Source organism: Verrucosispora sp. WMMD573 (assembly GCF_027497175.1).
Taxonomy (GTDB): Bacteria; Actinomycetota; Actinomycetes; order Mycobacteriales; family Micromonosporaceae; genus Micromonospora.
This window is the reverse complement of the sequence record NZ_CP114901.1, coordinates 3,522,589-3,542,647: the sequence shown is the minus strand read 5'-3', so window position 1 is coordinate 3,542,647 and position 20,059 is coordinate 3,522,589. Positions and strand designations below refer to the sequence as shown.

The following is a 20,059-nucleotide window of genomic DNA, read 5'->3' as shown; positions in this document are numbered from 1 at the left end:
CCCACAGTGCCCAGGGAGCGGTCATGACGACGACGAACCCCGACGCCCCGTCGACCGATCCGCCGGTGCCACGCCTACCGGGGATCCGCCAGCTGCGCTGGCAGACCTGGCGTGGCGTGCTGGTCCGGGCCGGGCGCAACTACCTGCGGGACAACTGCACGGACTGGGCCGCCGCGCTCACCTACTACGGGGTGCTGGCGCTGTTCCCCTCGACTGTCGTGGTGGTGGCCCTGGTCGGGCTGGTGTCCGACGGTGAACGCACCGTCGACACGGTGCTCGATCTGGCCCGCGACGTGGGCGCCGGCTCGGTGGTGGCGAACGAGAGCTTCGTCGGCGTGGTCCGCGAGGTGTTGGACCAGAACAGCTCCGCCGGGGTGTTGCTCAGCTTCGGTCTGCTCGGTGCGCTCTGGTCGGCCTCGAACTTCATCGCCTCGTTCACCCGGGCCTCGAACGCGATCTACGGCGTCGTCGAGGGACGGCCGGTGTGGAAGTTGCGCCCGTTGCAGATCGGACTGGCCGCCCTTTCGCTGGTGTTGCTCGCCACCGTGGCCGCCGGTCTGATCGTCAGCGGCCCGGTCGCCGACGCGATCGGTGACCTGGTGGGGGCGGGCGGCGCGGCCCGCACCGCGTGGGCGGTGGCCAAGTGGCCGGCGCTGGCGCTGATCGCGATGCTGTTGATGTCCCTGCTGTTCTGGGTCGCGCCGAACGTGCGTCAGCCGCGTTTCCGCTGGCTCACCCTGGGCGGGGCGGTGGCGCTGACCACCTGGGCGCTCGGCTCCTTCGGCTTCGGGTTGTACGTGGCGAACTTCGACTCGTACGACACGACGTACGGCAGCCTCGGGGCGGTGATCGCGTTCCTGGTCTGGCTCTACCTGTCCAACTCCGCGCTGATGCTCGGCGTCCAGATCAACGCCGAGCTCCAGCGGGGGCGGCGGCTGCAGTCCGGCCGGGAGGACGCCGAGGAGCCGATCCTGCCACCACGGTCGCCGGCCGGTGGTGACCGCTGAGCGGTTTACCACCCGTGCCGTCGGGTAGCGCAGAAGACATGGATCGCGGCAGCAGCAAGCACTCACCGAGGGTCGACGAGCAGATGAGCCAGGAGGTCAGCGGCCTCGTGCAGGGGCCGGGGACCGGCGGATCGCGGGTCGACGAGTTCCGCGTCCCGGAGCCCGCGGGAGAGGACCAGCCGGAGCCGACCACGGCGCCGGCCGGCGACCTGCGCAGCGGCGCTCCCCAGGGCATGACCTCCGAGGACGTCGAGGCCCGCAGCCGGTTGGGGCGGTTCATCACGATGAACGCCCTGCCCGGTGACCGGGCCGCACTGCTCGCCAACGCCCGTGCAAACGAGGCCCCCGACGACGTACTGGCCGCGCTGGAGCGGCTGCCCGAGGACACCCGGTACCAGACGGTGTCCGAGGTGTGGGCGGCGCTCGGCCACACCAACGAGACGACGCGCTGGTAGGTGGACCGACCGGTCCGCAAGCCTCACCAAGTGCAGGGAAGGATGCTGATGAGCGGCGTAACGGAGCATGTCGACGTGGCCGTCCCGGTGCGGACGGCGTACGACCAGTGGACCCAGTTCGAGGAGTTTCCACAGTTCATGGAGGGCGTGCAGGAGATTCGCCAGGTCTCGGACACGATGACCCACTGGACCGTGGAGATCGCCGGGGTGAAGCGGGAGTTCGACGCCGAGATCACCGAGCAGTTGCCCGACGAGCGGGTGGCGTGGCGCTCGACCGGCGGCACCCAGCACTCCGGGGTGGTCACCTTCCACCGGCTGGACGAGAACAGCAGCCGGGTCACCCTCCAGTTGGAGTTCGACCCGCACGGCGTCATCGAACAAGCCGGCGACAAGCTCGGCGTGGTCGACCGCCGGGCCAAGGGTGACCTGCAGCGGTTCAAGACGTTCATCGAGCGGCGTGGCCAGGAGACCGGCGCGTGGCGCGGTCAGGTCGACCGTCCGCAGCCGTGATTCCGCGCTGAAACCGTCGACGGCCGCCGGGTACTTCCGGCGGCCGTCGACGCATGCACCGGATGCCTCCCGCCTGCCTAACGATCACGCCGGACCGGACGCGCCGTTTGCGACGACCGGGCGGGGGTACCGCGATGGCATGACCGACGACAGGGCGTGGCGCAATGAGGAACGACTTCCGCTGGAGGAACTGGACCGGGCCGTCGCCCGGTCCACGCTCGACGGGCAGGCCGACGACGTGACCGGTAACGACGCCGGGGAGGAAGCCGCCTTCGGGCACGGCCCCGAGGCGGCCGACCGGGGCGGCGAGGTGCCCGGCACGGGACGCGAGCCCACCGACCCGGACCGCGCCTACCGCCCCTCCACCACCGGGCGCACCGGCCCGGACACTCTCTGACGCCGTCGCCGGATCTCGCACCGCGACCCGGGAGGCACCCGGATCGCTACATTCACGACCGGACGCGAGCGTGGGCAGCGGAAACACCTCAGCCGAACGGGCGGTGAATTCGGACAGCTCAGCCAGAATCGGCCGTTCGGCTGACGGCAACGGCCGCGTCGCGCGCAAGACTTTCGGAATGCATCAGGGCTCCGGCTTCCTCTCCACGCGTCAGCGCCGCCTGGCATGGCTCGGTTTTCTCCTCGCCGCAGTGCAGGCACCCGTCTCCGCCAGGCTGGTCGACGACAGCTCGTGGCTGTTCAGCCTCTGTGTCGCGCTGATGGTGGCGACCGTGATCATCGCCGACGACGCCGCGCGGCGCCGTCCGGCGGACGCGTCCTCCGCCGAGTAGGGGTCACCCGAGGTCACCCGCCGGGTGGGACAGCCCGCGTCGGCCGGGCCGAGGTTCATGGTCCACCGGCCGGGCGCGCCTCGTGGCCCGGACGCCCGGGTGTCCGGCGGCGCTCCTTCATCTCCGCCTCGTAGAGGTGCCGTCGGCCGCCGACCAGCTGGTCGCGGGCCGACCGGTCCAGGTCGCGGAACACCGCGTGGTAGCCGTCGTCGAAGTCCTCGACGATCTGGAACGTCCACCTACCGGCGATGACGTTGCGGCCCACCAGTTCGTCGGCGATCCGGTCGGCGATGCCCGGGTGCCCGGCGTCGCGGAACATCCGCACCGCCTCGTCGAGCATCAGATCGGCGTGCCCGATGAGCTGGTGCAGCGAGTAGAGATGGCCACGGGCGCGTTCCACGCACTCCAGCGCCTCGCTGAGCTTGCCGAGGGCGGCCACCGTGTCATCGCTCACTCCGGCCGGACGCCGGTGCTGCTCGTCGGGTCCGTCGGTGGTGTCCATCCGTGCCTCCTGGTGCCGGTCGTGCCGTGGCGTCCGCTTCCCCGCCGTCCGCCGCGCCCGACTCGATCCCCCCGGACACCTGCCGGACACCGCCGTGGGCACCCGGACCGTCCGAGCGGCCGAGGTCGCGGCGTCGCGGGTTGGCTACATTCGTTCCCCATGCGCGTGCCGTCGAACCGGGTCGTCTCCCCCACCGCCGTCGACTGGGCCCGGTCCAGTCTGGTCACGCTCGCCAACGCTGTGGGGCTGGACGGGCTCGCCGCCGCCTCCACCTTGCCGGGGCTGCTCGCCGCCGTCGACCAGCACGCCGCCTCGGTGCGTGACAGCCTGCGTGGGGACCGACGGCCGTTGACCGCGGCGGCCCTCGCCGGCTACGCCGACGGCGTACGGGTCGCCGCCGAGGAGTACGGCTGGCAACCGGCCGATGCCCCGATCGACTGGGCGGAGGCGGACTGGGTGACGCTGCGCCTGCTCGCGGTCTGCGCGCTGACGGCCGCGTTGGACACGCCGGCCCCGCAGCCGCCACCGCTGTGAGACGGGACGGGTGCCCACCTTGCGGCGGACACCCGTCCCAGCGCGACCGGTAACGCGACCGAATTACCGTCACGGACGGAACTGCTGGGTCTCGTCGCCGGCGTTGCCGGACTGGTAGGTGCCCCGTCCCCCAGCCATCGAGGACTCCGAACCCCGGGCGGCCGGCTGGGCGGCACCGGGCCGGTCGGCCATCTGCCGCTGCATGTCACTGCGACCGGCCTCGGCACCCTGCCGCTGATCCCGGATCGCCCGCGACTCCTCGGCCGCTCGGGTGAGCCAGCCTTCCCAGCGGTTCTGCATCGGTCGCACCAAACCGCCACCGACGCCGACGATCAGGATGCCGGCCACCGTGGCGAGCACCGCGATCAGCACGGGCTGGGTGACGGTGGTGGCGATACCCACCTGGTTGAGCGCCGCGATGACACCCAGGGCGAGGATGAAGATCGCCGTCACGTCGGCCAGGAAGCGGCCGTACGACAGCCCGCCGAGCGCCCCGGTGACGAGATCCCGCACCGCGTTGGCGATCGCGGCGGCCACCACCACGATGACGATCGCGACGAACGCCCGGGGCAGCCACGCCACCACGCCCGCGATCAGATCGCTGATCGCGTTCGGCCCCCAGACGCCGAAGGCGAACTGAAGGGTGAACAGCAGCACCGCGTAGTACGCGAGCCTCGCCAGGATGTCACTGGCGTCGTACCGCGTCCGCTCCAACGCACGCTTGATACCGCCCCGTTCGACCCACCGGTCGAACCCCACCCGTTCCAGGACCGTATCCACGATCTTGAGCACGGCTCTGGCGATGAGCCATCCGACCACGAGAATCGCGATGAACGCGATGGCCCGGGGCACGAACAGCAGCACCGACCTCCACATGTCGGCCGCGGCGTCACCGATGTCAACCTGCCTGGCCGCGAGGGTTTCCGGCATGACGTCCCTCCTGTCGCATGGATTGCCCCGCGCGCTTACCCCATCCCCCGGCCAGCACGCCGCTCCGATCACCCCCTTTTTCTGGACACACCCCACCGGAGTGGCTCTGACCTGCTCTGATGTCCTGGTCCGGCGCGCCCGGCCGATGATCGGGAACGCGGTTCGAGCGGGCGGACTAGGCTGCGTTCATGCCAGGAACGGTCGGGCGAGTACCCACGCCATCAGGCCCGCTGCCGGGCACGCCGGCGCCGGGCGCCACGACCGTCGCCGGCCACCCCCGCTGGGGTGCCACGGCGCTCGGCCCGTACGAGTCGTGGGATCCCGCCGTCCGGGCGACCGTCGAGGTGGTGCTCGCCTCTCCGGCCCCGATGGCCCTGCACCTCGGCGCGGAGTTGCTGCTGCTGTACAACGACGCGTACGCCGGCCTGATCGGCGACCGGCACCCGGACGCCATCGGCCGTCCTCCCGCCGAGGTCTTCGCCGAGGTCTGGCACCGCCCCGGCGTCGGTGACATCGTCGAGCAGACCTATCGCACCGGTGTGCCCGTCCTGGACCGGGAGATTCCGCTCCCGCTGCATGCCGCCGTCACCCTCGACCAACCCGTCTACACCCGCGCCTGCTCGCCGGTGCGGGACAGCCACGGCCACGTCGTCGGCGTGCTGTCCGTGGTGGCCGAGACCAGTCCGGCCACCCGCCAGTTGCAGGGCCTCAGCGAATTCGCCGCGACGCTCGCCGGCACGCTCACCCTGGACGACGTGGCCCGGGTCGCGTTGCGCTACGCGATCACCTCGTTCGACGCCGACCGGGTCTCCTTCGCGGTGGACGACGGGGGCGGCGGCACCGGGTGGCGAATGGTGCGGCGGGTCCGGGGCGAGTTGGTGGACGAGGCGGACGAACGCCTCCCTCCGCTGTGGCGGCGCGGCCCGGCCGGCTGGTCGGCGCCGGCGGTGGTGAGTGCCCGCACCGGCCAGGCCAGCTTCATCGACGACGGCCAGCCCCTGCACGAGATCGCGGCGGACCGGCACGACCAGAAGATCCGAGCCCTGGCCGCAGTACCGCTGCGGGCGTCCGTGGTGCGGGGAGCGCTGACCGTCGGTTACCGCTCGGCGCATCCGTGGTCGGCGGCGGAGCGGGCACTGCTGGCGGCCACGGCCGAGCTGGTCGGGCAGGCCACCGAGCGGGCACGCCGCTTCGAGACCCAGCACGGCACCGCCCAACTGCTGCAACGCAGCATGCTGCCGGAGAATCTGCCGGTCCTGCCCCGCCTGCGGATCGCCGCGCGGTACGACCCGGGGGTCGACGGCAACGCCGCGGGCGGGGACTTCTACGACGCGTTCGTGCTGCCCACCGGCGACCTGGGGGTGGTCCTCGGCGACGTCGCGGGCCACGACGTGCAGGCCGCCGCTCGGATGGGCCAGGTACGCGCCGCGCTACGTGCGCTGGCGCTCAACGACCCCCGCCCGGATCAGGTGCTCGCCGGGCTCGATCGGCTGGTGGGCAGCCTCGGTGCCGAGGCCGGCACGTACGAGTTGTTCGTCACCGTGGCGTTCGGCGTCATCGACATTGGCCGGGAGGAACTGACCCTGGCCAGCGCCGGCCATCCGGCACCGCTGGTGCGTCGCTGTGGGCCGGCGGGTGAGCCGAGGGCCGAGTACGTCGATGTGCCCTCCGGTGCCCCGTTGGGGATCGGCTACCGGGCGGCGACGCGTACCATCGCGTTCTCGCCCGGCGACACGCTGCTGCTGTTCAGCGACGGTGTGGTGGAACGACGCCGGCACGGGTTGTCGGAGGGCCTGGAACGCCTGGCGGAGTCGGTGGCCGGAGCGCCCAGCGGCGACCCGAGGTCGTTGTGCGCGGTGGCCTCCGCCGCCGTGCCGGGCGCGACCGAGGACGACGTGGCGGTGCTCGCCGTCGAGTACGCGGTGCGGCCGAGCCGGTCGGCCCGGATGGAGGTGCCCGCCGAGCCGACCGCGCCGAGCCGGGTACGGCACTGGATGACCGCCCAGCTCAGCGAGTGGGAGGTCGCGGAGTCGGTGATCGGTGCGGCGGTGCTGTGCGCCAGCGAGCTGACCACCAACGCGTTGCTGCACGCCGGCACGGCGGCCCGGGTGGAGGTCGATCTCAGCCCGGAGCGCCTGCTCGTGTCGGTGGCCGACTCAGGTTCCCGGGGCACGGTGACCCGGGCGCGCACGGAGACGCTGAGCAGCCGGGGACGCGGGTTGGGTCTGATCGAGGAGCTGAGCGACGCCTGGGGGACCGACCCCACCGTCCGCGGCTCGACTGTCTGGTTCGAGATCCTGCTCCCACCCGCCTGAGCACCCGGCCGACGATCCAGGCCACTCGGGGTACGGCTGGCACCGGCGCCGCAAATCTTCCCGGATTACCGCGACCTCGGCCGGGGCACGTTGTGCGCCATCTGTCCGCGTGCTGCGGACGTGGCGAGAGGCGGTCCGGTGGAGACGGTAGACGTTGCGTTCGCGGTGCTCGGTGTGGCGGCCCTGCTCGCCGGCATCCTGCCTCGGCTGTTGGAGCGGCGACCGCTGTCCATGCCGCTGGCCTTCCTCGGCCTCGGGATGCTGGTCTACACGCTGCCCACCGACCTGCCCGTGCCCGATCCCCTGACGCATCGGGACATCGCCACCCATCTCACCGAGATCTGCGTGATCGTCGCGTTGATGGGTGCCGGCCTGAAGATCGATCGCCCGTTGAGTTGGGCGCGATGGTCGTCGACGTGGCGGCTGCTCGCCGTGGCCATGCCGCTGTGCATCGCCGCCGTCGCCCTGCTCGGGTGGTGGTGGGCGGGCCTGGTGCCGGCCAGCGCGCTGCTGCTCGCCGCGTCGCTCGCGCCGACCGACCCGGTCCTCGCCAGTGACGTCCAGGTCGGCGAGCCCAACGCTGATGAGGATGCCGAGGACGAGGTTCGTTTCGCGCTCACCTCGGAAGCGGGGCTGAACGACGGTCTGGCGTTCCCGTTCGTGTACGCGGCGGTCGCGATCGCGGGCACCGGCCTCGCGCCGGGTGACTGGCTGGCCCGCTGGATCACCGTCGACCTGCTCTACAAGATCGGCGCCGGGCTGGTCGGTGGACTCCTGATCGGTTGGCTGCTCGGCAAGCTCTTCTTCCGGGCGCCCAGCGAGCTACGGCTGGCCCGGCACGCGGAGGGATTCCTGGCACTGGCCGCCACCTTCCTGGCGTACGGCCTGGTCGAGGTGGCCGGCGGGTACGGCTTCCTGGCGGTCTTCGTGGCTGCCCGCGCGATCCGGGCGGCGGAGCGCAACCACAAGTACCACGCGGTGCTGCACGACTTCGCCGAGCAGGTGGAACGGCTGCTCACGGTGCTGATGCTGCTGCTGCTGGGCGGCGCGGTGATCAGCGGGCTGCTGGCCGCGTTGACCTGGCCCGCCGCACTTGTCGGTCTGGCCCTGGTGTTCGTGGTCCGACCGCTTGCCGGTTGGCTGGCGCTGCGCGGCGCTCCCGGAAGACCCGCGGAACACCTGGTGATCGCGGCCTTCGGCATTCGCGGCATCGGCTCGTTCTACTACCTGGCATACGCCACCACGAAGGCGGACTTCCCGCAGGCGGAACTCGTCTGGGCCACCGTCGCCCTGGTGGTGATCGTCTCCGTGGTGGTACACGGCGTCGCGGCGACCCCGGTCATGCGGTTGCTGGACGCGTCCGGCAATCGCACCAGGACGAAGACCTCAGCGGCGCCCTCGGAACCCGTCGCCGCCTGAGCCACCCACCGGCGGCGGGCGGCCGCCGGTGGGGTCAGGCCAGCCGGCGGGCCAGGGCCCGACCGAGGTCTCGGCCGGAGCGCCAGGCGGTCTGCACCCGGGGTGCCCCGAACACGTCTCCGGCCAGCCCGATGCCGTCGTCGTCGAGGTGGAAGCCGGTGTCCGGGTCACCACCTTCGGCCGGCCTGGCGTACGTCCAACGGTGGACGTGCACATGATCTGCCCGGTCCGGCAGGGCGAGCAGGTCCCGTACGGCCGCCTCGATCTCCGGCGCGGCTGCGGTGGGTTGGGCCAGGTGCCCGGCCGCGAACCCTTCGGTGGTGTGTGCGACCAGAACCGCCGCACCGTCGCCGCGCCGGTCGCCGTCGTCGCAGACCAGCCCGAGCAGTGGATGGTCGTTGACGAACGCGCCCCGGAAGTCGGTCCACCGTCGGGTCGGAAACCGCAGCATCGCCGCCAGGGCCGGCGACCAACGCTGCCGTGCCACGGCCTCGGTGGCCGCGGCGAGTCCCGGGTCCAGCAGCCATGCGGCCTGCGGACCGGGCATCGCCAGCACCACCGCCGCGCACTCCTCGCCGTCCACCGTCGGTCCCGGCCCGACACCGAGCACCAGCCGGTCGACCACCACGGGCAGGTCCCGGGCGAGATGTTCCACAAGCGAGCGCAGCCCTCGCGGCGCCGCCCACCGCATCGGCCCGCGGACCTCGCGGCGGCCCCCACCGTCGTACGCGACGAAGGTGTCGGTCCACTCGCGGGCCAGGCCGGCCATCTGCCAGCTCTGCACCACCTCGGCGAACTCGGGATCACTCACGGTGAAGTAGGCCGCACCGAGGTCGGCGGGCCGGCCGTCAAAGCGCCGGCTGGCCATCCGACCGCCAGCCACCCGACCCCGTTCCCGGATTTGGACCGGCACGCCGGCCTCGCGTAGTTCCCGAGCGCAGGCCACGCCAGCGATCCCGGCACCGATCACCATCACGCCCGACCGTTCACCATGCACCCCATGATCGTAGGGCCGGCCTGGGCGACGACCCGGCGTCGCCCGAGCGGCAGCCCATCGGAATTGTTCCGGAAACTCTTCACAAGCCGGCAATCGGCCCGTACTTTGTCGGACATGTGGGAGCGCTTCCACGCACTTTCTTCGATGGGTACGAGGAGCAGACCATGAGAACCCGAAGCACATTCGCTCTGGTCGGCGTCGTGGCCACGGCACTGACCGTGGCCGGCAGCGTCGGCGTGGGCGCGCTGCGCCCCGCGCCCGCCGCGGCCGCCGACTCCGCCTTCTACGTCGACCCGCAGACCAGCGCCGCGCGCTGGGTGGCGGCCAACCCGAACGACTCGAAGGCCGCCGTGATCCGGGACCGGATCGCGAGCGTCCCCCAGCCCCGCTGGTACACCACCACCAACACCTCGACCGTCCGCGCCGAGGTGGACTCCTTCGTCGGCGCGGCAGCCGCCGCCGGCAAGATCCCGATCCTGGTGGTCTACAACATCCCCAACCGTGACTGCAGCAACCACAGCGCGGGCGGCGCCCCGAACCACTCGGCCTACCGACAGTGGGTGGACCAGGTCGCCGCAGGTCTCGGTGGGCGTCCGGCCAGCATCATCCTGGAGCCCGACGTGCTCCCCATCATGACCAGCTGCATGAACGAGAGCCAGCAGGCCGAGGTGCGGGCCTCGATGGCGTACGCCGGCAAGGCGCTCAAGCGGGGTTCGTCGGCGGCGAAGGTCTACTACGACATCGGCCACGGTGGCTGGCTCTCCGCCGGAGAGGCGGCCGCCCGGCTGAACGCCGCGGACATCGCCAACAGCGCCGACGGCATCTCGGTGAACGTGTCGAACTACCGCCGCACCGCCGACGAGGTCTCGTACGCCAAGCAGATCATCGCGGCCACCGGCAACTCCCGGCTGAAGGCGGTCATCGACACCAGCCGCAACGGCAACGGCCCCGCCGGCTCCGAGTGGTGTGACCCGCCGGGACGGGCGATCGGCACCCCGAGCACCACCGCCACGGGTGACTCGGCCATCGACGCCTTCCTCTGGGTGAAGCTGCCGGGCGAGGCGGACGGCTGCATCGCGGCGGCGGGGCAGTTCGTGCCGCAGCGGGCGTACGACCTGGCCATCGCGGCCGGTCCGGCGCCCACCACCGCCCCGCCGACCACCACCCCGCCCACCACGACCCCGCCCACCACGACTCCGCCGACCACCACCCCGCCGACGACCACCCCGCCCACCACCACCCCGCCCACCACCAACCCACCCGGCGGTGGCTGCTCGGTGACGTTCACCCCGAACACGTGGACCGGTGGCTTCACCGCCGAGATCCGGGTGACCAACCGCGGCGCGGCACTGAACGGCTGGAACCTCACCTTCAACGTCGCCTCCGGGGTACGGCTGAGCAACGGCTGGAACGGTGAATGGAGCCAGTCCGGCAACCAGATCACGGTCCGCAACGCCCCCTGGAACGGCAGCCTGCCCAGCGGCGGCACGCTCAGCGTCGGCCTCCAGGGCACCTACACCGGCAGCAGCCTGGCCGCGCCAAGCGGCTACGCGCTGAACGGCACCGCCTGCGCCTGATCGCCCGTCCCGTGGGCCCTCGGCCAACCGCCCCCGTACCGGGCGGTGCCGGGGGCCCACCCCTGTCTCCCCGCGACGCTTGCGCGGGTCGTGCCGCTGCGTCCGGGCAGGTGTCCCAGGGCTCGACCGCGGACTTCGACACAGGGTCCATCCGGCGGCCACCGGGGTGTTACCGCTGCGCCGACGCGGGAAGGCGACAGGTGACGAAGGAGGAGACCCATGACCACACAGTCGAACCCCTCGGCCTGGCAGCCGGGTGTGACCGGCGGCGGCACCCTCCCGTCGGGCCCGGGCGGCCGCCCCGCCGCTCCAAGTGGCGACGGCCACGGACCACCGACCGGGCCACCGACCGTGACGATCGGCGCGTTTCCGGACTATCCAGCCGCTCAGCGGGTGGTCGACCACCTCGCCGACAATCGGTTCCCGGTGGAACGAACCGCCATCGTCGGCACCGACCTGGCCCTGGTGGAGACCGTGCTGGGCCGGATAACCACCGCCCGCGCGGCGCTTGTCGGTGCCGGCACGGGGGCGTGGTTCGGTCTGTTCATCGGCCTGCTGTTCGGCATCTTCACCGTCGGGAACTGGGTGGCGGTGATCCTCGCCGGCCTGGTCATCGGCGCGATCTGGGGTGCCGTCTTCGGCGCCGTGGCACATGCGATGACGGGCGGGCAGCGTGACTTCACCTCCGCCAGTTCCCTACGGGCCAGCCAGTACGCGGTCACCGTGGAGGCCGACGTGGCCGACCAGGCCCGGCAACTGCTCGGCCGGCTGAACCTGGGTGGACGCGCGCCGCAGACGGCGGGCTGACGCCGCCCGTACCCACCGACCGGGCGTCCCGCCGTGGGTGGGCCGCCCGGTCAGTCGGTGGCGAGGCGGGCGTGCAGGTGCTCGTCGTAGCGGCGACCGTCGCCGTAGCGGTGCGACTGCCGCAGCGTGCCCTCGGCCACAAAACCGGCCCGCTCGGCGACTCGGCAGGACGCGGGATTGGCCACCGCGTGACACAACTCGATCCGCTCCAGCCCGAGGTCGGCGAAAGCCCAGCCGGTGAGCCGCACGACCGCCGCCGTGGCGACCCCGCGACCACGGGCGGCGGCGACGGTCCAGTAACCGATCGAGGCGTCGCCGCCGTGGATGCGGTGCAGCGACACCGAACCGAGCAGAATCTCCGGGTCGACCGGGTCGGCCGCCGCCAACGACACGTGGCCACCGCCGGACCAGTCGGCCCGCCACCGTAACCAGCGCAGCGCGGCGTCCAGGTCGAGCGGGTCGCCCTGCGGGTTCCACTGCGCGATCGCCGGATCACGCCAGGCGTCCAGAACGGCGGGTGCGTCCGCATCCCGCCAGGGACGCAGCAGCAGGCCGGGAGCGGTCAGTTCCACGGCGGCAGAGTCTCACACCAGCCGCGGCGAACGCGCACCGGATATCCGTCGAGGGCCCGGCCAGCACACTCCTTCAAAGCTTTACTATCCTCTCCGATCTCTCCCGCCCGTCCCTATTCACGATCACAGCGACCTGTTGTTCAAATTTTGAATAAGTGCTACCTTGGCGGCGTGACCGAGAGCCTGGACCGCGATCGCCTGGCAGCCTGGCGGACCTACATCGAGGCCAGCCAGCGGTTGTTCACCCGGCTGGAGGACGATCTGCGCACCGCCAGCGACCTCAGCTTCGCCGACTACCACGTGTTGGTGCTGCTCTCCGAGGTGCCCGGGCAACGACTGCGGATGGGTGAGCTGGCCGACCGCCTGGTCTTCTCACCCAGCCGGCTGACCTACCAGGTCTCCTCCATGCAACGGCGGGGCCTGGTCGCCCGACAACCCTGCCCGCAGGACGGGCGGGGCAGCGAGGCGGTGCTGACCGCTGCCGGGCTGCTGGCGCTGCGGGAGGCCGCCCCGCACCACCTGCACTCCGTGCGTACCCAACTGATGGACGACCTCGACGACGCCGAGGTCGCCTTCCTGACCAGGATTTTCGGCCGGCTCGGCCGACGGCTGCGAGGGGCCGCCGGCGACGCCACCCTCGTCACCGCCCCCGGCGACAACTGAAGGAGCCCCGATGCCCGCCATCACCGTCGACAACGTCCTCGTCCTGCCCCGGCTGCCCCGGCTCGACGAGTCCACCGCGTTCCGGCCGGTCCGCCGGCTCACCACCGCACCCAGCGGTTTCGAGGGTGAGGGTTTCCCGGTGCGCAAGGCCTTCGCCGGGGTGCCGATGAGCGAGCTGGATCCGTTCATCATGCTCGACCAGATGGGCGAGGTGGACTACGCGCCCGGCGAGCCGAAGGGCACCTCCTGGCACCCGCACCGGGGCTTCGAGACCGTCACCTACATCATCGACGGCATCTTCGACCACCAGGACAGCCACGGCGGCGGCGGCACGATCACCAACGGCGACACCCAATGGATGACCGCCGGCAGTGGCCTGCTGCACATCGAGGCCCCACCGGAGCACCTGGTGGTCAGCGGTGGGCTGTTCCACGGCACCCAGCTGTGGGTCAACCTGCCGAGCGCGGCCAAGATGAACCCACCGAAGTACCAGGACATCCGGGGCAATCAGGCCGCGCTGCTCAGCACCCCCGACGGCGGGGCGCTGATCCGGGTGATCGCCGGAGAGATCGCCGGCCACCGGGGGCCCGGCTCCACGTACACCCCGATCACCGTCACCCACGTGACGATCGAGCCGGGGGCGCAGGTGGACCTGCCCTGGCGGCCGGACTTCAACGCGCTCGTGTACGTGCTCGGCGGGCGCGGCACGGTGGGCGCCAACGGCCGCGGCGTACGCACCGGGCAGTTGGCCGTGCACGGGCCGGGCGACGCGTTGCGGTTCAAGGCGAACGCGCGCCAGGACAGCCGCAACCAGACCCTGGACCTCTACATCATGGGCGGCCAGCCCATCCGGGAACCGGTGGCGCACTACGGGCCGTTCGTGATGAACACCCGCGACGAGCTGATCCAGGCGTTCGAGGACTTCCAGGCCGGGCGGCTCGGAGTGGTGCCGGCGGAACGGCTGCCGCACACCGAGGGTCAGGGCGAGCGGCCCTGATCGACCACTGGACGCAGGGCGGCTCCGGTGACCGGGGCCGCCCACCCGGCTCAGGAGACGGCGAAGATGCCGGCCAGACCGAGCAGGACCATCACCAGTACGGTCAACAGCGCCCCCCGCTCACCCTCCACCGCCTGCTCGCGGTGCTCGGTCGCGGAGTTCGTCGGCTCGCCGGACATACTTCGGCTCCTCGCTGCTCGGGGTGCGGGTCGGTCGCCAACAGCCAGCAGCCCACCAGCGTGCGAGCCCGACCACGGGTTCGTATGGTGAGGACGTGAACGACCTCTCTGAGGGCGGGAGCGTGCCGCTACAGGACTGGTTCCTCACCGCACCGGAACGCGCCAACCCGGTCTCTGAGTTACCCGTCTGGACCAGTGGAAACCTCGCCGAGCCGCTGATTCACGGTGCCGCGTACTTCGACCGGCTGGTCACCGAGGTCGAAGGGCTGGGCGCCGGTGACCACCTCTTCTTCGCCGACTGGCGGGGCGACCCGGACGAGCGCCTCCGTCCGGACGGGCCGACCATCTCCCAGCTGTTCGCCCGCGCCGCCCAGCGCGGTGTGGTGGTCAAGGGGCTGATCTGGCGTTCGCATCTCGACGTGCTCTCCTACAGCCACCAGGAGAACCGCAACCTCAGCGAGGCGATCTCGGCCGCTGGCGGCGAGGTGCTACTCGACCAGCGGGTCCGGCGAGGTGGATCACACCATCAGAAGCTGGTGGTGCTGCGCCGGCCGGCCGCCCCCGATCAGGACATCGCCTTCGTCGGCGGCATCGACCTGTGCCACAGCCGTCGCGACGACGACGCGCACCACGGTGACCCGCAGCCGGTACGGATGGCCGCCGCGTACGGTGACCATCCGCCATGGCACGACGTGCAGCTCGCGCTGCGCGGCCCGGTGGTGGGCGCGCTGGACACCACGTTCCGCGAGCGGTGGACCGACCCGATGCCGCTGGATTCGGAGAATCCCCTGGCCTACCTGCGCGACCGGCTCCGCGGCGCGGATCTCACCGCCGGGCCGCTGCCGGAGCAGCCACCCGACCCGCCGATCTGCGGGCCACATCACGTCCAGGTGTTACGCACCTACCCGGCGGTCCGTCCTCGGTACGCGTTCGCCCCGGACGGCGAACGCACGGTGGCCCGGGGCTACACCAAGGCCGTACGCCGCGCCCGTCGGCTGATCTACCTGGAGGACCAGTACCTGTGGTCCGCCGAGGTCGCCGAACTTTTCGCCGGAGCGCTGCGCGACAATCCGGAACTGCATCTGGTCGCCGTGGTGCCCCGCCACCCCGACGTGGACGGGCGGCTGGCCCTACCGCCGAACACGGTCGGTCGGGAGCAGGCCCTGGCCCTGTGCGAGCAGGCCGCGGCGGGACGGGTGCACGTCTTCGACGTGGAGAACCACGCCGGCACCCCGGTCTACGTGCATGCCAAGGTCTGCGTGGTCGACGACGTGTGGGCCTGCGTCGGCAGCGACAACTTCAACCGGCGGTCCTGGACCCACGACAGCGAACTGTCCTGCGCGGTGCTGGACGACACTGCGGACGAGCGCCACCCGCACGATCCGGCCGGCCAGGGTGACGGGGCCCGGCGCTTCGCCCGGGACCTTCGGTTACGCCTGCTCCGCGAGCATCTGGACCGCGATCCGGCCGGCGACGACGACGCGGACCTGATCGACCCGGACGACGCGGTCGCCGCGATCACCGCCGCCGCCGAGGCGTTGCAACGCTGGTACGACGGCGGTCAGGTGGGCCCGCGCCCACCCGGCCGGCTACGACCGCACCGGGCCAAACGCCTGCCCTGGTGGACCCGGGCCTGGGCGCTGCCCGCGTACCGCCTGGTCTACGACCCCGACGGCAGACCGCTGCGGGCCCGCCGGTCCGGCACCTGGTAGCTCGGCTCCAACTCGCCGAGCACCGTTAGCCCACCGGGGTAGGCGAACGAGGAGCGCGGTGAGTAGTAGCCCCAGGCGATGGTGAGCGGGTTTTCCGGGCGCAACGCGTACACCGGGTGGTCCGGATCGAGGAACTCGACCGATTCGATCTCGAACGAGGTGGACGGTTCGGCGATCACCGGGTAGATGCTGCTGATCAGTTGACCGTGCAACTCGGTCAGGTAGCGGTGGTGGCCGTTGTGCATGGCGTGCCCGGTGTCGCCGACGCGCACCTGGGCCCGGATCACCGGCACGCCCTCGATGTCCGTCCCGGTGACGATCGTGCCGCCCTGCTCGGTGATGCTGGTGCGGCCGGGCACGGCCGGGGCGCCCCGGGCCAGGGCGTAGCCGCGTACCCGCTCGCTGGAGGTGACGTAGTGGGTCCACCAGCCACCCGGGGTCACCCCGTCCGGGGCGTCGACACCGACCAGCGTGACGCCGAGGTAGGTCAGGGAGTAGGCGCCGAAGCCGGAGGTCTGGCTCTCGTCGTCCACCACGTACTGGTTCATGAAGACCTCGCGGTCCGGGTGGGGCCGCAACCCCGGAGGGAGCAGCGCCGCCACCGCGTCCGGGTCCGCCGGCAGCCAGCTGAAGTACAGCGTCCGGCTGTTCACGACGAGGTGGGGAACGGCAGGATCGAGCACGGCACCTCCGGATCAGGGATGTACCCCGCGACGCTAAGCCCGGTCCCGTTCACGGGACAACGACGGATTGGTGACACTCCGCTTGCCACCTGCGGCGGTCATCGTCCGTTCGGCGCCCAGACCACCCCATCCGGATCGGTGTCGGTGGACGTAAAGGCTTTCGCTACTGGTCCGATCGGACGTCGACACGACGCACCCGCGAGCGATCTGACGGCTGGCGGCGACCCGACCTGCACCTTTTGCGGCCTTCATGCCCAGAAATAACCTAAGTACATCGTCCTTTCGGCTAGATTTCCAGGAGACGATCGGGCTAAGGTGACTCCCGAACGTACTAACAGAACCAACCAAAGCGTCACGTCTATATCCGCGGACGAGGTGCAGGGAGGACCACCATGACCGCGTCAACGATCACCGAGTCGGCGACCACTCCGGCAGCCCCGGCCCCCAAGCTCGACCCGCGGGCGCTCACCGACAGCGCCGCCGAGCTGCTGAACGCCATGGCGGCGCTGCCGGCCGGGCATCCCTCCCGGGCCGCGCTGCGCGACCGGGCGATCGAGGCCTGGCTGCCGCTCGCCAACCACCTCGCCCACCGCTACAGCGGTCGCGGCGAGCCCACCGACGATCTGGCGCAGACCGCCGCCGTCGGCCTCATCAAGGCCATCGACAAGTTCGACCCGTCCCGCGGGGTCGACTTCGCCGGGTACGCGATCCCCACCATCATCGGCGAGCTGAAGCGGCACTTCCGCGACCGGACGTGGGACATCCGGGTTCCTCGCCGGCTGCAGGAGCTGCGGCTGGCCATCTCCGACGCCAACAGCTCCCTGCTGCAGTCCCTGGGCCGCTCCCCGACCGTGGCCGACATCGCCGCTCACCTCAAGCTCACCGAGGAAGAGGTGCTGGAGGGCCTGGAGGGCGCCCGCGCGTACAACGCCGTGTCGCTGTCCACCCCGACCGGTGACGGCGACCGCGCGACCGAACTGGGCGACATGCTCGGCGGTGAGGACAGCGAGTTCGAGCTGGCGGAGCTGCGGGTGGCACTGGGCCCGGCGCTGGCCACGCTGGACGAGCGCGAGCAGAAGATCCTGACGCTGCGGTTCTACGGCAACCTGACGCAGTCGCAGATCGCCGAGCAGATCGGCGTGTCGCAGATGCACGTGTCGCGGCTGCTGGCCCGGGCCCTGACGAAGCTGCGGGGTCAGCTCGACGGCACGTACTAGCAGGGGGTGACGATGGTGGCCGGGTCCGTCGGACCCGGCCACCATCGTCTTCGTGCCTCAGCCGGCAACCGGCTCCCGCCACATCGGCCAGAACGGCGTGCCGTCGGGCAGCCGGAACGGCTCGGCGACCCGGTAGCCGTGCCGCGCGTACAGGTCGCGGCTGGTCTCGCTGCTCGCCTCCAGGTAGCCCGGCATCTTGTTGGCGTCCAGCCAGGCGTGATGGTGGCGCAGCAGCGCGCTGCCGACGCCCTGGCCCTGGCGGTCCGGACGCACGGCCAGCAGCGCCAGGTGGTGATGATCGTCGTGCGGATGGTTGGCCGCGAACAGCTCGTCCAGATGCACGAAGTTCGGCGTCCACTCCCCGCACGCCGCGGCCAGTCGGGCGTCGTAGTCCTCCGGCGGCGGCAGCGCTTCACCGACCGACGGCAGCCAGACCGCGACCCCGGCCCGGTCCTCGGTGCCGAACACCAGGCCGTGCCGCAGTGCGTGGCTGACAATGATCTCGAAGTTCCCGGCCAGCACCGACTCCCGCTTGGCCTCGTCCGGCACCAGCCAGCGAGGCTGGTCCAGCACCATGAATGCCTCGGCGATCCGCGCGGCGACCCACCGGGCGTCGTCCTCGCCGAGCCGGCCGATCTGCGGCGCGATCACCGCCGCGCCTCCGCCGTGGGCGTCGGTTCGGCCACCGGCGCGGAGGTCACCACGGCCGCCGCGCTCTCCGCGCCCAGGCCGATCCGGGCGTACGTGTCGGGACGTCGCCGCCGCAGCGACAGGCCCCACAATCCGCCCAGCAGCGCCGCCACCGGATAGGCCAGCGGGATCGCCCAGCGCAGCGGCGAGTCCGGCTCGACCCCGAGCAGGTTGGCGAAGTTCTGCACCGCCAGCACGATGATCGCGATCAGCGCGAGCACGGCGATGCCCGGCGCGACCAACCGCCGCCAGAGCGTCTCCTGCACCTCGCTGCGGGCGAAGTAGGCGATGATCGCGACCGCGGTGGTGGCGATCAGCAGCAGCACGCCGAAGCCACCGCTGGTGCCCAGCCAGAAGAACAGTTGCAGAACCGGGTCCCAGCCGTTGGCCGCGTACAGGATGATCACCAGCAGGCCGAGCGCGCTCTGCGCGAGCGAGGCGGCCCGGGGAGCGCCGGTGATCGGTGAGGTACGGCCGAACATCGCGGGCAGCACCCGCTCCCGGCCCAGCGCGAAGGTGTAGCGCGCGGTGGTGTTGTGGAACGAGATCATGGCCGCCAGCACCGAGGTCAGGAAGAGCGCCTGCCCGATGGTCAGGACCGTGTCACCCAGGTGCGCACCGGCCAGGTTGAAGATCAGCTCGACGCTCTGGGTACCCGCTTCCTCGACGATCCGGTCCGGCCCGACCGCCACCGTCATGCTCCACGAGGAGAGCGCGTAGACCACCGCGATAATCGCCACGGACAGGTAGGTGGCCATCGGCACCGTACGCTTCGGGTCCTTGCTCTCCTCGCTGAAGACCACCGCCGCCTCGAAGCCGACGAATCCGAGGATCGCCAGCACCAGCACCGCGCCGAGCCCCGGCACGAAGAAGTTCTCCGGCGAGAACGCGGCGAAGCTCACGTCGCCGCCGGCCGGGTTGCCCAACTGGCCGAGGTCGAACACCACGATGATGGCGATCTCGGCGCAGAGCAGCGCCGCCAGCACCATGCCGTTGATGTCCACCCGGAGAAGGCCGAGCATCGCCACCAGCGCCCACGCCACCAACGCCACGATCCACCACTGCGGGGTGATCCCGAACAGCCGGTCCAGCACCGGTGCCGCCGCCGCGCCGATGGTTCCGTAGAGCCCGACCTGGAGAGCGTTGTAGGCGATGAGCGCCACCCAGGCCGTACCCACCCCGGCCGGGCGTCCCAGCCCACGCGCCACGTACGCGTAGAAGGCCCCGGCGTTGGCCATCCGACGGGCCATCGCCACGTAGCCGACGGAGAACACGGCGAGCACCACGGCCACCGCCAGGAAGGCCAGCGGAATGCCGAGCACGCCGATGACGCCGTAGCCGGTGGTGACCACGCCGGCGACCACGGTCAGCGGTGCCGCCGCGGAGAGGACGAAGAAGATGACTGAGGGGACGCCGAGCCGGCCACGGGCCAGCGCCTCGGAGACGTTGCTCGGTCGTTCGGTTGTCGCTGTCGAGGACATGAACTGCTCCGGTCTGGGGAAGGG

General features: G+C 71.5%; 22 protein-coding genes. 14 read left to right on the top strand and 8 right to left on the bottom strand.

Going from position 1 to position 20,059, the window contains the following annotated elements; translation table 11 throughout:
- Positions 1-23 precede the first annotated feature (23 nt).
- From O7601_RS16230 to O7601_RS16210, 5 genes are all read left to right on the top strand, one after another.
- Positions 24-1,007 (top strand): YihY/virulence factor BrkB family protein, encoded by a 984-nt coding sequence (locus tag O7601_RS16230; protein WP_281561975.1) that lies wholly within the window; start codon positions 24-26, stop codon positions 1,005-1,007.
- A gap of 38 nt (positions 1,008-1,045) precedes the next feature.
- Positions 1,046-1,462 (top strand): DUF2795 domain-containing protein, encoded by a 417-nt coding sequence (locus O7601_RS16225; protein ID WP_281561974.1) that lies wholly within the window; start codon positions 1,046-1,048, stop codon positions 1,460-1,462.
- Between the two features lie 48 nt (positions 1,463-1,510).
- Positions 1,511-1,972, top strand: coding sequence for an SRPBCC family protein (locus O7601_RS16220; RefSeq protein ID WP_281561973.1), 462 nt, complete (start codon positions 1,511-1,513; stop codon positions 1,970-1,972).
- Positions 1,973-2,111: 139 nt separating this feature from the next.
- A complete protein-coding gene (locus tag O7601_RS16215) occupies positions 2,112-2,369 on the top strand; it encodes a hypothetical protein (RefSeq protein WP_099846597.1) in 258 nt (85 codons plus the stop codon).
- A gap of 70 nt (positions 2,370-2,439) precedes the next feature.
- Positions 2,440-2,760, top strand: coding sequence for a hypothetical protein (locus O7601_RS16210; protein WP_281561972.1), 321 nt, complete (start codon positions 2,440-2,442; stop codon positions 2,758-2,760).
- A 55-nt stretch (positions 2,761-2,815) separates the two neighbouring features.
- Here the strand turns inward: O7601_RS16210 and O7601_RS16205 are convergent, their stop codons facing one another.
- A complete protein-coding gene (locus O7601_RS16205) occupies positions 2,816-3,262 on the bottom strand; it encodes a hypothetical protein (protein ID WP_281561971.1) in 447 nt (148 codons plus the stop codon).
- 159 nt (positions 3,263-3,421) lie between these two features.
- Here O7601_RS16205 and O7601_RS16200 point away from each other — a divergent pair, with 159 nt between their 5' ends.
- Complete coding sequence (locus O7601_RS16200) at positions 3,422-3,796, top strand: DUF6401 family natural product biosynthesis protein (RefSeq protein ID WP_281561970.1); 375 nt, start codon at positions 3,422-3,424, stop codon at positions 3,794-3,796.
- Positions 3,797-3,865: 69 nt separating this feature from the next.
- Here O7601_RS16200 and O7601_RS16195 read toward each other — a convergent pair whose 3' ends face one another.
- Positions 3,866-4,726: a hypothetical protein gene (locus tag O7601_RS16195; RefSeq protein ID WP_281561969.1), complete on the bottom strand. Its 861-nt coding sequence runs from the start codon at positions 4,724-4,726 to the stop codon at positions 3,866-3,868.
- A 188-nt stretch (positions 4,727-4,914) separates the two neighbouring features.
- On the opposite strand from O7601_RS16195, the gene O7601_RS16190 reads away from it, so the two are divergent.
- Both O7601_RS16190 and O7601_RS16185 read left to right on the top strand, forming a co-directional pair.
- Positions 4,915-7,041 (top strand): SpoIIE family protein phosphatase, encoded by a 2,127-nt coding sequence (locus O7601_RS16190; protein WP_281561968.1) that lies wholly within the window; start codon positions 4,915-4,917, stop codon positions 7,039-7,041.
- A gap of 138 nt (positions 7,042-7,179) precedes the next feature.
- Complete coding sequence (locus O7601_RS16185; protein ID WP_281561967.1) at positions 7,180-8,460, top strand: cation:proton antiporter; 1,281 nt, start codon at positions 7,180-7,182, stop codon at positions 8,458-8,460.
- Between the two features lie 34 nt (positions 8,461-8,494).
- Here the strand turns inward: O7601_RS16185 and O7601_RS16180 are convergent, their stop codons facing one another.
- On the bottom strand, positions 8,495-9,436 hold the full coding sequence (locus O7601_RS16180; RefSeq protein WP_281566943.1) for an FAD-dependent oxidoreductase: 942 nt from the start codon (positions 9,434-9,436) through the stop codon (positions 8,495-8,497).
- A gap of 185 nt (positions 9,437-9,621) precedes the next feature.
- Here O7601_RS16180 and O7601_RS16175 point away from each other — a divergent pair, with 185 nt between their 5' ends.
- Together O7601_RS16175 and O7601_RS16170 are read left to right on the top strand one after the other, a co-directional pair.
- Complete coding sequence (locus O7601_RS16175; protein ID WP_281561966.1) at positions 9,622-11,034, top strand: glycoside hydrolase family 6 protein; 1,413 nt, start codon at positions 9,622-9,624, stop codon at positions 11,032-11,034.
- 219 nt (positions 11,035-11,253) lie between these two features.
- Positions 11,254-11,841 carry a general stress protein gene (locus O7601_RS16170; protein WP_281561965.1) on the top strand — a complete coding sequence of 196 codons (588 nt, stop codon included), beginning with the start codon at positions 11,254-11,256 and terminating at the stop codon, positions 11,839-11,841.
- Positions 11,842-11,891: 50 nt separating this feature from the next.
- Here the strand turns inward: O7601_RS16170 and O7601_RS16165 are convergent, their stop codons facing one another.
- Positions 11,892-12,413, bottom strand: a complete 522-nt coding sequence (locus tag O7601_RS16165; protein ID WP_281561964.1) for a GNAT family N-acetyltransferase — start codon at positions 12,411-12,413, stop codon at positions 11,892-11,894.
- 171 nt (positions 12,414-12,584) lie between these two features.
- Between O7601_RS16165 and O7601_RS16160 the strand changes: the two genes are divergently transcribed.
- Entirely contained in the window at positions 12,585-13,076 is a 492-nt protein-coding gene (locus O7601_RS16160; protein ID WP_281561963.1) for a MarR family transcriptional regulator, read from the top strand.
- Between the two features lie 10 nt (positions 13,077-13,086).
- On the top strand, positions 13,087-14,073 hold the full coding sequence (locus tag O7601_RS16155; protein WP_281561962.1) for a pirin family protein: 987 nt from the start codon (positions 13,087-13,089) through the stop codon (positions 14,071-14,073).
- 50 nt (positions 14,074-14,123) lie between these two features.
- On the opposite strand, the gene O7601_RS16150 is transcribed toward O7601_RS16155, so the two are convergent.
- Positions 14,124-14,252, bottom strand: coding sequence for a hypothetical protein (locus O7601_RS16150; RefSeq protein ID WP_275409349.1), 129 nt, complete (start codon positions 14,250-14,252; stop codon positions 14,124-14,126).
- 122 nt (positions 14,253-14,374) lie between these two features.
- Between O7601_RS16150 and O7601_RS16145 the strand changes: the two genes are divergently transcribed.
- Positions 14,375-15,964: a phospholipase D-like domain-containing protein gene (locus O7601_RS16145; protein WP_281566942.1), complete on the top strand. Its 1,590-nt coding sequence runs from the start codon at positions 14,375-14,377 to the stop codon at positions 15,962-15,964.
- Here the strand turns inward: O7601_RS16145 and O7601_RS16140 are convergent.
- Positions 15,913-16,617 carry an acetoacetate decarboxylase family protein gene (locus O7601_RS16140; protein WP_281561961.1) on the bottom strand — a complete coding sequence of 235 codons (705 nt, stop codon included), beginning with the start codon at positions 16,615-16,617 and terminating at the stop codon, positions 15,913-15,915. The two genes, O7601_RS16145 and O7601_RS16140, sit on opposite strands and share 52 nt — an antisense overlap.
- Positions 16,618-17,039: 422 nt before the next feature.
- Between O7601_RS16140 and O7601_RS16135 the strand changes: the two genes are divergently transcribed.
- Positions 17,040-17,864 (top strand): SigB/SigF/SigG family RNA polymerase sigma factor, encoded by an 825-nt coding sequence (locus tag O7601_RS16135; RefSeq protein ID WP_281561960.1) that lies wholly within the window; start codon positions 17,040-17,042, stop codon positions 17,862-17,864.
- Positions 17,865-17,921: 57 nt separating this feature from the next.
- On the opposite strand, the gene O7601_RS16130 is transcribed toward O7601_RS16135, so the two are convergent.
- Positions 17,922-18,515 carry a GNAT family N-acetyltransferase gene (locus O7601_RS16130; RefSeq protein ID WP_281561959.1) on the bottom strand — a complete coding sequence of 198 codons (594 nt, stop codon included), beginning with the start codon at positions 18,513-18,515 and terminating at the stop codon, positions 17,922-17,924.
- A complete protein-coding gene (locus O7601_RS16125; RefSeq protein ID WP_281561958.1) occupies positions 18,512-20,035 on the bottom strand; it encodes an APC family permease in 1,524 nt (507 codons plus the stop codon). Before O7601_RS16125 ends, O7601_RS16130 begins: the two co-directional genes overlap by 4 nt.
- Between the last annotated feature and the right edge of the window lie 24 nt (positions 20,036-20,059).

Excerpts from the sequence above, each read along its gene's own strand:
- O7601_RS16230 (WP_281561975.1), top strand. The coding sequence starts at position 24 with ATGACGACGACGAACCCCGACGCCCCGTCGACCGATCCGCCGGTGCCA.
- O7601_RS16225 (WP_281561974.1), top strand. The coding sequence starts at position 1,046 with ATGGATCGCGGCAGCAGCAAGCACTCACCGAGGGTCGACGAGCAGATG.
- O7601_RS16220 (WP_281561973.1), top strand. The coding sequence starts at position 1,511 with ATGAGCGGCGTAACGGAGCATGTCGACGTGGCCGTCCCGGTGCGGACG.
- O7601_RS16215 (WP_099846597.1), top strand. The coding sequence starts at position 2,112 with ATGACCGACGACAGGGCGTGGCGCAATGAGGAACGACTTCCGCTGGAG.
- O7601_RS16205 (WP_281561971.1), bottom strand. The coding sequence starts at position 3,262 with ATGGACACCACCGACGGACCCGACGAGCAGCACCGGCGTCCGGCCGGA.
- O7601_RS16200 (WP_281561970.1), top strand. The coding sequence starts at position 3,422 with ATGCGCGTGCCGTCGAACCGGGTCGTCTCCCCCACCGCCGTCGACTGG.
- O7601_RS16195 (WP_281561969.1), bottom strand. The coding sequence starts at position 4,726 with ATGCCGGAAACCCTCGCGGCCAGGCAGGTTGACATCGGTGACGCCGCG.
- O7601_RS16190 (WP_281561968.1), top strand. The coding sequence starts at position 4,915 with ATGCCAGGAACGGTCGGGCGAGTACCCACGCCATCAGGCCCGCTGCCG.
- O7601_RS16175 (WP_281561966.1), top strand. The coding sequence starts at position 9,622 with ATGAGAACCCGAAGCACATTCGCTCTGGTCGGCGTCGTGGCCACGGCA.
- O7601_RS16170 (WP_281561965.1), top strand. The coding sequence starts at position 11,254 with ATGACCACACAGTCGAACCCCTCGGCCTGGCAGCCGGGTGTGACCGGC.
- O7601_RS16155 (WP_281561962.1), top strand. The coding sequence starts at position 13,087 with ATGCCCGCCATCACCGTCGACAACGTCCTCGTCCTGCCCCGGCTGCCC.
- O7601_RS16150 (WP_275409349.1), bottom strand. The coding sequence starts at position 14,252 with ATGTCCGGCGAGCCGACGAACTCCGCGACCGAGCACCGCGAGCAGGCG.
- O7601_RS16135 (WP_281561960.1), top strand. The coding sequence starts at position 17,040 with ATGACCGCGTCAACGATCACCGAGTCGGCGACCACTCCGGCAGCCCCG.
- O7601_RS16125 (WP_281561958.1), bottom strand. The coding sequence starts at position 20,035 with ATGTCCTCGACAGCGACAACCGAACGACCGAGCAACGTCTCCGAGGCG.